Genomic DNA, 13,182 nt, shown 5'->3' with positions numbered 1-13,182 from the left:
CCCGTAAACCCATTCGCTCAACGCAAGCCCGCAATGTAGTCGGCCAAAGCGCGGATCTCGCGGTCATTGAGCTTGGAAGCAACCTGCGTCATTTGCAGGCTATTGTTGCGGATGCCATCGCGAAAAGAAGTCAGTTGCGTGGTGACATAGTCCGCATGCTGGCCACTCAAACGAGGATACTGCGCCGGAATGCCAGCGCCGTTCGGACTGTGGCATCCCGCACAAGCGGGAATCTGTCGATCAGCCACCCCCCCGCGGTAGATACGCTCGCCGAGGGCCGACAGCTCTTTGTCTTTGGCAAAACCAGGACTGGCCTTTTTCGACGTGACCCAATAGGCAACATTTCTCATGTCCTCTTCGGAAAGCGTCGACGCAAAGCCTAGCATGATGGCGTTTTGGCGCTTGCCGGCTTTGAATTCCTGCAATTGCTTGACCAGATACTCAGGGTGTTGCTGGGCCAACTTGGGATAGGCGGGCGTGGTCGAGTTGCCGTCAGCGCCGTGGCAGCTCACGCAAACAGCCGTAAAGCTGGCCTCGCCTTTGACCAGATCAGGTTTAGCAACCTTGGCGGGCTCCGCGGCGGCGGCAAATGAAGATACGGCAGACACGGCCAGCAAAACGGCCAGTAGGGAAGTAGCGAACAGCTTCATATCGAGGTTTTAATTGGTTGGCGCACAATACTTTGAACTCTGTGATTTTACAATGCTTAGAGGCGATTCTGATTATCCGGAACTTGCCGCGGTAGCCGCTCACCGACCACGACCCGCTGACTGACGCCCTCTTCACCGCACGCCACCGCCTGCAACCGACCTCCAGCGAGCGCCCCACCATGACCTCATCCGCCTCTATACCTTCTTCCCGCCCCGACCCCAAAATCGCCATGGGTTGGCTTCACACGGCAAAATTCCTGACCACAGCGCCCGAACTGAAACACCTACCCCGGCTAGAGGTTCCCGAGATCGCCTTCGTAGGCCGATCCAACGCCGGGAAATCGACCTGCATCAACACGCTGACGCAGCAACACCGGCTGGCCTTTGCCTCAAAAACACCGGGCCGCACGCAAAGTATCAACCTGTTCAGTTTGGGCAAGCAAGGCGTGACCGACGCGATGCTGGCCGACTTGCCCGGTTATGGCTATGCAGCAGTGCCTAAAGAGGCTAAGTACCGCTGGCAACAAGTGATGGGGAACTACCTGCAAACCCGCGATAACCTCAAGGCGGTGGTGTTGCTGTGCGACCCTCGCTTGGGCCTCACAGAACTCGACGAAGTGCTGCTTGACGTGATCCGGCCTCGGGTCGCTGAGGGCCTTAAATTTTTGGTGCTGTTAACCAAATCTGACAAACTTAACAAGACCGAAGGGGCGAAGGCCCTGTCCATTGTGCGACTACAAGCCGGCGGCGGGGATGTCAAACTCTTCTCGGCGTTGAAGCGCCAAGGCGTGGAAGAAGTCGCCCAACACTTGTGGGACTGGGCGCATCCAGCCGAAAAGCCAGTGAAAAAACCCAAAGCAGTGCCAGACGCCGAAGCCGTTGCGCCGGAGTCACCGACCGAACTTTGAAGCCCGCTGGGCCGAAAAACGCGGCCGGCGCCGGTCGACCAAAGTCAGTTTACAAAAAGTGGCTTTAGCTTTTGCATCGCCCTGTAAAAAGCCATGAAAGCGTAGCCCCATGATTGAAACCAGTTCGCAAGTATTGCCGCATGGCATCACCCTGTCATGCCGTACCGTTGGGGCCAGAGGGAGGCCGGTGCTGCTGTTTTTGCACGGTTTTCCGGAAGCCGCCTTTGTCTGGGACGGCCTGATGACGTATTTTTCTCAACCCGAAAACGGCGGCTTTCGTTGTGTTGCGCCTAACCTGCGCGGCTTTGAGCAGTCGAGTGCGCCAAGCGATGTCGCCGCTTACCGGCCCAAACAACTGGTGAAAGACATTGCAGCACTGATTGACCTGGAGGGCGGTCAGATCGAATGTCTGATTGCGCACGACTGGGGTGGGGCGGTGGCCTGGAACCTCGCGGCGGCGCAACCCGACTGCATGAAAAAGCTGGCCATCATCAACTCGCCGCATCCCGGTACTTTCCTCCGCGAACTGCAGCACTCACCCACACAGCAGGCCGCCAGCGCGTACATGAATTTCCTGATCCGCCCCGACGCGGAAGCCCTTCTCGCCGAGAACGACTTCCGGCGACTCTGGGAATTTTTTACCCAAATGGGCGCGGTGGAAGGGCCACACGCCTGGCTGACCGAAGCGGTCAAGGCGCGCTACCGGGCGGTATGGACTCAAGGCTTGACGGGCCCCTGTAATTACTACAGAGCCTCACCGCTGCGCCCGCCCCGTCCCGGCCCGCCGCACAACGATCCAGCCGCAGCGGCGGTGACGATTCCCCAGGCGATGCTCGAAATCCACCTTCCCACGCTGGTGATCTGGGCGATGGGAGACACCGCCTTGCCCCCTGCACTGCTCGACGGGCTGGACCAGTTCGTACCCGAAATGACCCTGCACCGGGTAGAGGGCGCCACGCACTGGATCGTGCATGAACAACCCGAGCTGGTAGCTCGTTATCTACAACAATTCCTGCGCTGAATAAACCAATCCCAAAGAACTGCTCAATACAACGAGCGCTCTCCATCGGGCCGGGTCTTGAAGCGTTTGTGCACCCAGTAGTATTGCGCCGGCATGGTGTCGATGTACTGCTGCAGACGAGCGTTCATCAGTGCCGTGTCCAGCAGCGGATCATCACTGGGAAAATTATCCCAGGCAGGCAATACCTGCACCTCGTAGCCCGCCGCCGTAATGCGGGGTAACAGCGGCACCACCTTGGCCCGGCCCAGCCTGGCAAAGCGCGACAGCGACGGCACGGTCGCAGTCGGGATGCCGTAGAACGGCACAAACACCGAATCTTCGGGGCCAAAGTCCATGTCGGGCAGCAAATACAAGGGCTGCCCTTCACGCAGCGCCGCCACGATCGGTTTGACGCCGTCCACCCGCCCAAACAAGCGCAGATGGCCAAAGCGCTGTCGCCCCCGCAATATCCATTCATCGACCAGCTTGTTCGACTGATCGGTGTAAATCGTGGTCGATAGCCGGGGCAACATTAGCGCCACACCTGCCCAAGCCGCATCGAGCCCGACAAAATGCGGCAGAAAAATCACCGTTGGTCCAGTGCCGGTCAGTTCGTGCACGGCGCCAGTCAGATGTACGCGGCGCTGTACCCAGCTTTTGGGCGCATGCCACAACCAGGCCCGATCCAGCCAGGCTTGCGCAAAATAGATAAACATCTGTTGCGTAAGCTGGCGCCGTTCGGCCGCTGAACGCTCGGGAAAACACACGGCAAAATTGATTTCTACTACCCGCCGCCGTGACTTCACGAGGGCATACAGGGTCCAACCCAAGCCAGTGCCCAAAGCGCGGAGCCAGGACAGCGGCAAGACAGCCAGCCCCTGCATGAGCGCGATGCCGGCTCGGGTGGCGAAAGCACTGAAATAATTGGCTGGCGGACGAGACATCAACGGGGTTCCTTGCGGGGTGTCTTGTAGCGCGCGTAGCCCCACAAATATTGGCCGGGCTGGCTCAACACAATCGCCTCAATCGCTTGGTTAATGATTGTTACGACCGGCAGCACATCGGCTTTTTCAGCGACTTCAAGGCCTGCCACCGCCGGCCAAATTTTCAACAAATACCCCCTCCCACGAGGCAGGCGTTCACAGCTCACAGGCAGCAAGCTTGCGCCGCTTTGCAATGCCAGCCGGGCCGCCAGCGTCATGGTGTAGGCCGGTCGGCCAAAAAAAGGCGCCCAGACCCCCAGACCCTCCGGCGGCACCTGGTCGGTCAACATGGCGACGGCACGGTTAGCCTTAAGGGTCTTGTGCATCAGGCGGATGCCACTGAGACTGGCCGGCACCACGGTCAAATTCTGGCGGTTGCGGGCAAGCCGCTCCAGTTCGGCCAGCCAGGCTTTGCGGGCTGGCCGATAGATCGCGGTGATGGGTCCATAAACCTCGGCCAGCGCTTGCGGTCCCAGTTCAAAACTGCCGCAGTGGGCGCCAAAGAAAATCACGCCACGACCTGTCGCAAAAGCCTGCTCGGCATGCGAGCGACCTTCCAGCTGAACATTGGACAAGCACGACTGCGCGCTGGGCCGCAGCCACAGCTTGGGCAGTTCGGCGACAAAACGCCCGGCCTCGGCGATAGCAGGCCGGGCGACCTCAAACGGCAGCCCCGCCTGCGTGACATGGGCTCGAAATTGCGCCCGGTACGACGGGCTCAAGGCCCAAACCAACCAGCCCAACCCTCCGCCCACCGCGTGCAAAACGGCCAGCGGCCACAGGGAGAAAAAACGAAATAACCAGAGCATCGGAGGGGTGTTTAAAAACAAAAGGAAATGGGGCAGCAACGAGGGCGTCTTATAATTCTGGCTGTCGCCGAGTTACTGAACAACTTGCAGGGCGACATTAAACCAAACTGCTAAAGCGTTCGCCGAAGCACTTCAGCTGGCAACGCGCCAACAAACTTATGGAGTGTACGCAATGGCAAATGATTTTCTCTTTACTTCCGAATCCGTCTCTGAAGGTCATCCCGACAAGGTGGCTGACCAGATTTCCGACGCAATCCTCGACGCGATTTTCAAACAGGATCCGCTCTCGCGGGTCGCTGCAGAAACCCTGACAAACACCGGGCTGGTGGTGCTGGCGGGCGAAATAACCACGAACGCGCACGTCGACTACATCCAGGTCGCCCGCGACACGATCAAGCGCATCGGCTATGACAACACCGAATACGGCATTGATTACAAAGGCTGCGCTGTGCTGGTAGCCTACGACAAGCAGTCCAACGACATTGCCCAGGGCGTGGACCACGCCAGCGACGACCACCTGAACACGGGCGCGGGCGACCAAGGCCTGATGTTCGGCTACGCCTGCGACGAAACGCCTGAGCTGATGCCCGCCCCCATTTACTACGCGCACCGCCTGGTCGAGCGCCAGGCTCAATTGCGCAAAGACGGCCGCCTGCCGTTTCTGCGCCCTGATGCCAAGAGCCAGGTCACGATGCGCTATGTCGATGGCAAGCCTCACAGCATCGACACCGTGGTGCTGTCCACCCAGCACAGCCCCGACCAGAGCGAGACCGCGCAAAAGATGAAGGCGTCGTTCATTGAAGCCATTATCGAAGAGATCATCAAGCCGGTACTGCCCAAGGAATGGCTGAAAAATACCCGTTACCTGGTCAACCCGACCGGCCGCTTCGTCATCGGCGGCCCACAGGGCGACTGCGGCCTCACGGGGCGCAAGATCATTGTGGACACCTACGGTGGCGCGTGCCCGCACGGCGGCGGCGCGTTCAGTGGCAAAGACCCCAGCAAGGTGGACCGCTCAGCCGCTTACGCCGCACGTTATGTCGCCAAAAACATCGTTGCAGCCGGTCTGGCCAAGCAATGCCAGATCCAGGTGGCGTATGCCATTGGCGTGGCGAAACCCATGAACGTGACGGTGTATACCGAAGGCACTGGCGTGATCTCTGACGAGAAACTTTCAGCCCTGGTCAACGAACACTTTGACCTTCGTCCGAAAGGGATCATCCTGATGCTGGATCTGCTGCGCCCCATCTACGAAAAAACCGCGGCCTACGGTCACTTCGGCCGCGACGAACCCGAGTTCACTTGGGAGCGTACTGACAGGGCGGCAGCGCTGCGCGTAGCGGCGGGCCTGTAAGCGAGCACGACCCAAATGGTTTTGGCAGTGCGGGGGCCATTCGTCTCCCGCACTGTCGCGGTCACCGCTTGTATGCCGGGCGGAAGGGTTTCAGCGTCAGGCGAAAGCGGCCTTGCCGCCAACGGTGCGCAGGAACAAGGTCTTTCAGGACTTCAGAGGGTGGATCACGGTCTCGGGCGGCGTCTGCGCCAGCGCCAGTTCCAATAAAAACTCCGCCCCACCGTCAGGATGGTTGTGCACACTCAAAGTGCCACCGTGTTGCTCCACGATGCCGTAGCTGATGGACAAGCCCAGGCCGGTGCCCTTGCCGACTGGTTTGGTGGTAAAAAACGGATCGAAGAGGTGCGAAAGGTGTTCCGGCGCAATGCCAGGCCCGTTGTCACGCAGGCGCAACTGCAGGCGAGCGCTATTCACGTCCATGTCGATCCACACCTCCGGGGGCGTCCGGCCAATGCCCGTAGCCGCGTCGAGCGCGTTTTGCAGCAGATTCATCAGCACCTGCTGCAACTGGCCGGCGCTGCCCGTCACGGTACAAGGCGCCCCCGCTTGCCAATGCACTTCAAAGTTCGGCGCAACGCCCTTGCGCACCCAATGGATGGCGCGCTCAATCACCTGGTTCAAATTGACGGGCGCGCGAGCTTCCGGGTCCATGGCCGAGAACCGCTTGAGGCCATTGACGATGTCTGCCGTGCGCTGGGCGCCTTCGAGCGTGCCTTCAATCAGCGAGGGCAGATCACCTAGCAGATGATCGATGCGTAATTTGCCACGCAGCGCCTCTAGCTGCTTGGCGGGTTCGCCGGCATGCACGGCTGCCAGATAGTGGCTCAGGCGTTCACAGTAGCGGCTCAGTGCATGCACATTGCCCAAGACAAAGCTGATCGGGTTGTTGAGCTCGTGCGCAACGCCGGCCACCAACCGGCCCAGCGAGGCCATTTTTTCAGAGTGCAGCAACTGCTGCTGTGCGCGTTTCAGTGCTTCGTGCGCGGCACGCAGTTCATGGTAAGCGCGCTTGATCTCGGCCGTGGGACGGGCCACGAACACGGTACCCACCCGGCGTCCGTTGGCGGCCACGCGCGGGGTGCAGTTGGCATCCACCGGCACACTCAGGCGCTGCGCATCCAGCAAGTTCAGCTCCAGCCCTTCACCGCGGCGCGGCGGGTTGATGTTGTCCAGCACGGTTCGCGCGCGGTCTGTACTCGGGCTATCGGCCAACAGGTCATATATCGAAGTGCCGCGCAGTTCGGCGTCGCTGCGGCCCACCAGTTCGCACAGTGCGGCATTGGTTTCCTCGATCACGCCGCGTTCATTGCAAACCAGCAGCACGTCCGACATGGCCGAGAGCACGCTGAAGATAAATTGCTGTGACTGCTCGAGTTCGGTGTTTTTATTCTCAAGTTCGATTTCGTCATGGATCAGCTGCGAGTACACCTCGTCCATTTTCTGGATCACGTCGATCCAGGTGGACTCGTCCACCCCGTCCATCGGGCCGCGCGGCATCAGACTTACCAGGCCCTGGGGGCGCGGCGCGGGCATATTCGTAGAGGAAGGCTCAAGCATGATTTGAACAAGCCTTAATCAATGCACGGTACACACCATGCAGGGATCGAAGGAGCGCACGATGTGCTGCACCGCCACCGGGGTGATTTCCCCATTCCGCACTGGCGCGTCAACCAGTGCTTGCTCGAGTGCACCGGGCGTGCCAGCGGCATCGCGCGGTGAGAAGTTCCAGGTGGTGGGCGCCACGATCTGGTAGTTGGCAATGCGGCCCCGGCTGGCCACCACCCAGTGGCCCAGGCTGCCGCGTGCCGCCTCGCTCAAGCCCACGCCAACGCCTTCCGTGAAGGGTGGGGTTGGCACGCAGTAGGCCTGATTGGGCCGCAGTTGTTGCAGCCGATGCTCCATCATGGGTACCACGCGTGCGAGCTCCAGCAGGCGCGCCAGTACCCGCGTGTAAACCGTGCCGCCATGGCGACCCACCGCATCAAGCACCAGCGGGTTCGCCGCCGCCAGTTGGCGCGCTATCGCGCCAGTCTCAATCACCTCGCCCGCCAGGCGCGGCGCCTTGTTCCAGGTGTAGGCCCCGGACTTGTTGGCATCCGGCAGCGTGATGCCTTCAAGTGGATGCCGTGGCCCGGCGGCATCGGACAGCCAGGCGCAGGTGGCGTCTTCACGGATGCCCCGCTCATCAAGGCGCGCCAGTGCGCCGGTGCGCGCGTGCCACACGCCACTGCCAAACTCGAAGCCGCCCTGCGGCTGCGGATAAGCCCCAAAACTCAGGTAGCGGCCAGGTCCTGTACCCAGGCTGGCCAGTCCGGTGTCCTGCACCATACTTAAAAAGAGCCGGAAATCACCGCCCAAGGGATCTTTTGCATGCCAGGCCCACAGCGCCTCTTCACTGGAAAGCGCAGTGATTTGCTCGAGTGGCGCGGCGAATAACTGGCGCTCCAGAAAGCCCCGGAATTCGCGTACCTTGGCCAACAGGCGGATGCGCTCGGCGACGTCGATCGCCCGCGTCGAGCCACCCGGCTCAATGCTCTGTGTATGCGGCCACTTGCCCGCCAGCGTGCCCAACAGCGTGAACCAGCGCTGACGGGTGGCGATGGCCGCGCGCGTCTGCTCACCCGTCTGCGCGGCGAAGCGGCGCACTGCCTCGGTATGCCAGGACTGCTGCGCATACACCGGACGCGTGAAGTCCGGCATAAAAAAAAGATAGAAATGGGTTAGGTGGTCGGCCAGGTTTTCGGTGGCCAGAATCACATTGGTCACGTGTTGGCCATTAGGCGGCATCTCGATGCCGCCCACGCTGGCCAGGGCGCGCGCGCAGGCCACCGACTGAGACACCGAACAGATGCCGCAGATGCGCGGCACATACACCAGCGCATCATGCGGATTTTTGCCTTGCAAAATCTGCTCGAAACCCCGGTACATCGGTGCATTGACGTGGGCCGCCGTGACTCGTCCTGCGTCGATGTCTAGCGTCACTTCGAGGTCGCCCTCCACCCGGTTGAACGGGCCAACGATTAAACGGGTCATGGCACGCGCGTCATTTCAATCGGGTTTTACGGGCGACCGGTGCGACGACCAGGTGGTCGGCCACGGCGTTGAGCTTGACACGCCGGGGCGTAGCGGATTTGGACAGTGACGCCAGGGCCACAAACCAGGCCTTGGGCATGTCGGTCGGCAGGCCAATCGGAATACCGGCGAACTTCGGTGTGTCGTGGAAGGGATGACCCGGTTCCTGGAAACCCGGCTCGGTGCAGGCGATGCAGGCATAGCCGCCGCGGGTGCAGGAGCCCTCCCCGTTCCATAACCGGGTGTTGCAGTCGGCGTGCACTTGGGTTCCTTTGCAACCCATGTTCTCCATCATGCAGCCGAGATCGGACGGTTTTTCAGCGCTGGCTTTGTACTCGTAGTACTCATTGCGCGTGCAACCGTGGTGGTCCATCGCCTGCACAGGCCACTCTGATGCTGAAATGCAATTCACGCGCCAGTACGCACCCGACCTCGGGAAGACCCTCGGTAGTCGTTTTAAGTGTTTGTTTTTTTGGCTAAATTTGAAGGCCAAAAACAGCGTGACGGCGCTCCATATACCGCTGTGGAAGGCCAGCTTTCAGTCACAGGTGATTTTCGAAAGCTACGTGTTCAGTGAAAGCGGGGCGCCTGGAATCACAACTTGATTCATGACCTGAATTTCGCTCCCCGACCGTTCTTATGGAAAACCTTTGGGGATGGTCCCACTAAAGAAATCAGCAACCTTCGCTGAGGCGATTGCTTAGAAACTTAATCCATATCAATACTTGTGTCATCATCACTTCTAGAATTTGCAGCAGGCCCCGACACCCCATTCCCTGTTCGTTTCAAAACAATATGAAGTCTTTTTTTAACTTTCGACGCTCCCGGTACACCGCTGTCGCGATGCTGATCGTCTGGTTAATGACTTTGGGAATTGGAGTGGCGAATGCCTGTCTGCTCGCTCAAGTTCAGGGTCAGGGTCAGGGGCGGCAGGGTCTTTCTGTACCGGTGTCTTTACAAGATCACCGCAACGCCGATGTCCACCCGATGTCGCCAGACACCCCAGTCTGTTTGAGTTTTTGCGCGGCAGAGCAGACCACCGTGGCCAAGGCCCCGCACCAGTTGGGCGACACTGCAGGTTTTGATTTCGTTCCCGTGCTTTTCTTGACGGGATTGCGGATTCCCGCGCTCACTCGGGAGAGCCAGCCGCAGGTACTCGATAGTCCGACCAGATCGGAACCACCCCTCTTCATCCGCTTTTTGCGGCTCACTATTTGATCGTCGGCCTTCAGGACTTTTGGCAAGCGCACTGACCGCTTGGCAATAAGTCCGCGTCTAGCGCCGGATACTTCGCAGACTCACTGCATCTGCCGGTCATGGGCGCTGAACCGAATCGTCGCATCGGTCTACGCGGTGCAGCAGACTCTGTAGCATTTCATTCGTTCGCGCCGTAGGTCATTTTTAGTGGCTACCGGCTCGCACCGAATTAGTGAAGAAATTGAATTGAAAAAAGGAACTCATTATGTTGAAAAGAAGACAGTTATTCCAGTTCGTGGGCGCAGCAGCCTTGATGTATTCTGGTGCCGGCTACTCCAAGGAGTTGGCCGCCAAGCCGTTTCGCCACTATCCCTTCGATCCCGTCGCGGCGGAAAACTTTCAGAACAAGTTATTCATCCCCGGGACCAGTGGGCCATTTGGGATATTGGATGTCACCGGGCCACTGAAAATTCGTGCCACTGCGGCGAGCTTCTCCATCCTGCCCGGCCACGAATCACCGTTCCTGTTGTATCAGACCGAGCACGCTGGCAAGGCCTATCAGAATCCCATCTTGCGGCTTGAGAGCGGTGCGCGTTTTACAGCCAGTCTCGACAACGCGCTGACTGAGCCAACCATCATTCACTGGCATGGCCTGCATACGCCAGCGGCCATGGACGGCCATCCTGGCAGCACCATCGCCCCGGGCGGTCGCTTCGAATACGACTTCACGGTGCCCAATCGCGGTGGCACCTATTGGTATCACACGCACGCACACGGCCTGACTGCCCGGCAGGCTTACCAGGGTTTAGCAAGTTTCTTCCTGGTGGACGACAAAGATCAGCGCAGCCTTGCCAAGGCTCTCGATCTGCGGATCGGAGAAACCGACCTGCCTCTAGTCATACAAGACAAACAGTTCGACAAAGAAGGAAAGCTGTTATACCAGCCTAACGCCCAGGAGTCGATGATGGGCTGGCTGGGTGACGTCGTTCTTGCCAACCTGACGCCCAACGCCGTTCAGGTCGTCACCCAACGCAGTTATCGCCTGCGAATCTTGAATGGGTCGAACGCACGCATTTATCGACTCGCCTTCAGCAAAGGAAATTCACCTGACGCTACACGGCTGAATTTCACGGTGATCGGAACCGATGGGGGCCTGATTGAGCGGCCTGAAAAAGTGACTGAGGCTTTTATTTCTCCAGGAGAACGCCTCGATGTGCTTTTTGACGCGGGGCAAGGAGAGCCCGGTACCGACCTGTTCCTGAAAAGTCTGGCGTTCGATCCTATGGAAAACGAAGGCACCGTCAGTATGCCGGGCATGTCAGGCATGGGCGAAAGCACGTCGCGACTGGCGATGGGTGCGGAATTCAACATTTTGAAACTCTCGGTCATGCCCGGAAAACCGGTCCTTACCACGCTGCCCGCAACCCTGTCCCAAGTCAAGCCGATTCCACTTGTTGGCGCAGCGCAGCGCCAGATCAAACTGTCCCTGAAAGACATGAAGTTTCTGATTAACGGACGTAGCTTCGGCATGCACGACATCGCGTTCAACGTGAAGCGTGGTGCGGTCGAAGTTTGGAGCATCAGCAATCCGAAGCTAGGGATGCCCCACCCCATGCACCTGCACGGATTTTCTTTCCAAGTGATCGAGCGCCTGAATAGCCCGCCGCAAGTGTCCGCTTTGGCGCGCTTCGGAAAGGGTCGTACGGTAAGCGACCTTGGCTGGAAAGACACTGTGCTGGTGTGGCCGGGTGAAACGGTGCGAATTGCGATTGACTTCACTCACGACTACCCAGGCAGTCAGACCTACTTGTTCCATTGCCATAACCTGGAACATGGGGACGGCGGAATGATGCTCAACTATCGCGTGCAAGCATAAGAGCGCAATCGATAGGCCAGTTTGACCAGCCTTGCCGGCTTTGACTGACCAAGACCAGCGGTTCAATCGCGCGCATGGTCGTTCGGAATTCCCGGTAATCCAAATGATCACCGGTTTTCGGTAGCACTGGCTAAGCGGGGGCGGCAGCCTCCGCATCACGCCGTTGCGCGCCGAACCGGTTCTTCAAGCTGAGGAGGGGAGTTTCGAAGTAGCGGAAACTGAGGTAGGCGAGAACGGTCACCAGCAACGCTGTTGCCACGAACACATCGATTCCAAAGGAGTGACCGAGCACCTTGCGCACGACGTTCGCTGCCAGCATGTGCATAAGATAAATACCATAGCTGATCGTGCCCACAAAAACTGCTGGCCGCCATCTTAAAAGAGAGTGCAGGTAAGTATCCTCGCGGATGCAAACACTGGTGACCAACACGGCAATCACGAAGCGCGTCAGCAGCCAGTGAGCCTCCAACTGCAGCATCACCAAGAGCAGCAAAACAGTGGCAGGCGCCATGAGTTTGTTGCCGAGAACCGGATACAAGGTGTTGAAAGCCGAGCGCTTGTTGAGCAAAACCGCGAACGCAGCGCCGAACAGGATCGCCGGTGCAAGGCTCGCAATCACGGTCGCGAGCAGGATTTCGCCATCGTACGCAACAGCGACCACCTTCATGCCAATCAGCACCACGGCCGCAAGGACGAGAATCCAGTCCTTTTTGAACTTCCACAACAGCAAGACCATCAGCGAAGGCCAGAAAAGGTAGAACTGCTCCTCGGTCGCCAGCGACCAGGCAAGGTAGAACGTGACCCCATGGTCTGCGCCATTTTCTGCATTCACAAACCAATTGGATGTGTAGCTGGCGAACGTTGGAAGGTTGTGCCAGAACTCGCTCGCCTTGGGCGTTTCCCTCAAGGTCAGGAAGACCAGCACGCAATACAGCGCCAGCACGGCTAGTACAGAGGGAAGATTCGCAAGGTTCTGCGGATGTAGAAATTTCGCAGCAAGATACGACCGTTTTGCCGGTACTCGCGCAGCAGCAGCGTTGTCACCAGAAAGCCGCTGATGGCGAAGAAAAGGTCCACGCCCATATTGCCCCGGTTGAGCAGATGCACGCTGTGCTCGCCGCTCAGGTGGGTCCAAATGATTCCGATAACGCTGATCGCCAGAAGGGCATCCAGGCCGCTGAAGTAGCGTACCGAGGTGAACGCGGCAAACGCATCGCTGGCAGGTATCGCGGAGGCGGTGTTTGACACGCCTCTCGATGTCCAAAAGCCTCGCCGTCCTGCCATCAGGGCATAACAGAAACCTGCAATGAGAAGAATACCAATCAGGACCGCA

The 13,182-nt window shown here is 59.1% G+C and carries 10 protein-coding genes and 2 pseudogenes; 5 read left to right on the top strand and 7 right to left on the bottom strand.

The window, feature by feature from the left end; translation table 11 throughout:
• Positions 1 to 17: 17 nt before the first annotated feature.
• Complete coding sequence (locus tag HHJ16_RS16175) at positions 18 to 650, bottom strand: c-type cytochrome (RefSeq protein WP_296902262.1); 633 nt, start codon at positions 648 to 650, stop codon at positions 18 to 20.
• A gap of 179 nt (positions 651 to 829) precedes the next feature.
• Here HHJ16_RS16175 and yihA point away from each other — a divergent pair, with 179 nt between their 5' ends.
• A complete protein-coding gene (gene yihA, locus HHJ16_RS16170; protein WP_296902261.1) occupies positions 830 to 1,558 on the top strand; it encodes a ribosome biogenesis GTP-binding protein YihA/YsxC in 729 nt (242 codons plus the stop codon).
• A gap of 109 nt (positions 1,559 to 1,667) precedes the next feature.
• The gene (locus HHJ16_RS16165; protein ID WP_296902259.1) at positions 1,668 to 2,579 is read left to right on the top strand and encodes an alpha/beta fold hydrolase; all 912 of its coding nucleotides are present in this window, start codon (positions 1,668 to 1,670) and stop codon (positions 2,577 to 2,579) included.
• A 23-nt stretch (positions 2,580 to 2,602) separates the two neighbouring features.
• On the opposite strand, the gene HHJ16_RS16160 is transcribed toward HHJ16_RS16165, so the two are convergent.
• Together HHJ16_RS16160 and HHJ16_RS16155 are read right to left on the bottom strand one after the other, a co-directional pair.
• Complete coding sequence (locus HHJ16_RS16160) at positions 2,603 to 3,502, bottom strand: lipid A biosynthesis acyltransferase (protein ID WP_296902258.1); 900 nt, start codon at positions 3,500 to 3,502, stop codon at positions 2,603 to 2,605.
• Positions 3,502 to 4,350 (bottom strand): lysophospholipid acyltransferase family protein, encoded by an 849-nt coding sequence (locus tag HHJ16_RS16155; RefSeq protein ID WP_296902257.1) that lies wholly within the window; start codon positions 4,348 to 4,350, stop codon positions 3,502 to 3,504. The genes HHJ16_RS16160 and HHJ16_RS16155 overlap by 1 nt, the downstream gene beginning before the upstream one ends.
• 172 nt (positions 4,351 to 4,522) lie before the next feature.
• Here HHJ16_RS16155 and metK point away from each other — a divergent pair, with 172 nt between their 5' ends.
• Positions 4,523 to 5,704, top strand: coding sequence for a methionine adenosyltransferase (metK, locus tag HHJ16_RS16150; RefSeq protein ID WP_296902255.1), 1,182 nt, complete (start codon positions 4,523 to 4,525; stop codon positions 5,702 to 5,704).
• A gap of 144 nt (positions 5,705 to 5,848) precedes the next feature.
• Here the strand turns inward: metK and HHJ16_RS16145 are convergent, their stop codons facing one another.
• The 3 genes and pseudogenes from HHJ16_RS16145 to HHJ16_RS16135 form a co-directional block, all read right to left on the bottom strand.
• On the bottom strand, positions 5,849 to 7,237 hold the full coding sequence (locus HHJ16_RS16145; RefSeq protein ID WP_296902375.1) for an ATP-binding protein: 1,389 nt from the start codon (positions 7,235 to 7,237) through the stop codon (positions 5,849 to 5,851).
• Between the two features lie 42 nt (positions 7,238 to 7,279).
• Entirely contained in the window at positions 7,280 to 8,737 is a 1,458-nt protein-coding gene (locus tag HHJ16_RS16140) for a nickel-dependent hydrogenase large subunit (protein ID WP_296902254.1), read from the bottom strand.
• Between the two features lie 10 nt (positions 8,738 to 8,747).
• Positions 8,748 to 9,143: pseudogene (locus HHJ16_RS16135) on the bottom strand (HupU protein); the annotation flags it as partial.
• 428 nt (positions 9,144 to 9,571) lie between these two features.
• On the opposite strand from HHJ16_RS16135, the gene HHJ16_RS16130 reads away from it, so the two are divergent.
• Both HHJ16_RS16130 and HHJ16_RS16125 read left to right on the top strand, forming a co-directional pair.
• Entirely contained in the window at positions 9,572 to 9,994 is a 423-nt protein-coding gene (locus tag HHJ16_RS16130; protein WP_296902252.1) for a hypothetical protein, read from the top strand.
• 244 nt (positions 9,995 to 10,238) lie between these two features.
• Complete coding sequence (locus tag HHJ16_RS16125; RefSeq protein ID WP_296902250.1) at positions 10,239 to 11,849, top strand: multicopper oxidase domain-containing protein; 1,611 nt, start codon at positions 10,239 to 10,241, stop codon at positions 11,847 to 11,849.
• 130 nt (positions 11,850 to 11,979) lie between these two features.
• Here HHJ16_RS16125 and HHJ16_RS16120 read toward each other — a convergent pair.
• Positions 11,980 to 13,133 (bottom strand): annotated as a pseudogene (locus tag HHJ16_RS16120) (acyltransferase).
• Between the last annotated feature and the right edge of the window lie 49 nt (positions 13,134 to 13,182).

The organism is Polaromonas sp., from assembly GCF_012927485.1.
In the GTDB taxonomy this organism is placed as follows: Bacteria; Pseudomonadota; Gammaproteobacteria; order Burkholderiales; family Burkholderiaceae_C; genus Polaromonas.
This window is presented reverse-complemented; position numbering and strand designations above follow the sequence as displayed.

Coding starts and splice junctions, on each gene's coding strand:
- HHJ16_RS16175 (WP_296902262.1), bottom strand. CDS start 650: ATGAAGCTGTTCGCTACTTCCCTACTGGCCGTTTTGCTGGCCGTGTCT.
- yihA (WP_296902261.1), top strand. CDS start 830: ATGACCTCATCCGCCTCTATACCTTCTTCCCGCCCCGACCCCAAAATC.
- HHJ16_RS16165 (WP_296902259.1), top strand. CDS start 1,668: ATGATTGAAACCAGTTCGCAAGTATTGCCGCATGGCATCACCCTGTCA.
- HHJ16_RS16160 (WP_296902258.1), bottom strand. CDS start 3,502: ATGTCTCGTCCGCCAGCCAATTATTTCAGTGCTTTCGCCACCCGAGCC.
- HHJ16_RS16155 (WP_296902257.1), bottom strand. CDS start 4,350: ATGCTCTGGTTATTTCGTTTTTTCTCCCTGTGGCCGCTGGCCGTTTTG.
- metK (WP_296902255.1), top strand. CDS start 4,523: ATGGCAAATGATTTTCTCTTTACTTCCGAATCCGTCTCTGAAGGTCAT.
- HHJ16_RS16145 (WP_296902375.1), bottom strand. CDS start 7,237: ATGCCCGCGCCGCGCCCCCAGGGCCTGGTAAGTCTGATGCCGCGCGGC.
- HHJ16_RS16140 (WP_296902254.1), bottom strand. CDS start 8,737: ATGACCCGTTTAATCGTTGGCCCGTTCAACCGGGTGGAGGGCGACCTC.
- HHJ16_RS16130 (WP_296902252.1), top strand. CDS start 9,572: ATGAAGTCTTTTTTTAACTTTCGACGCTCCCGGTACACCGCTGTCGCG.
- HHJ16_RS16125 (WP_296902250.1), top strand. CDS start 10,239: ATGTTGAAAAGAAGACAGTTATTCCAGTTCGTGGGCGCAGCAGCCTTG.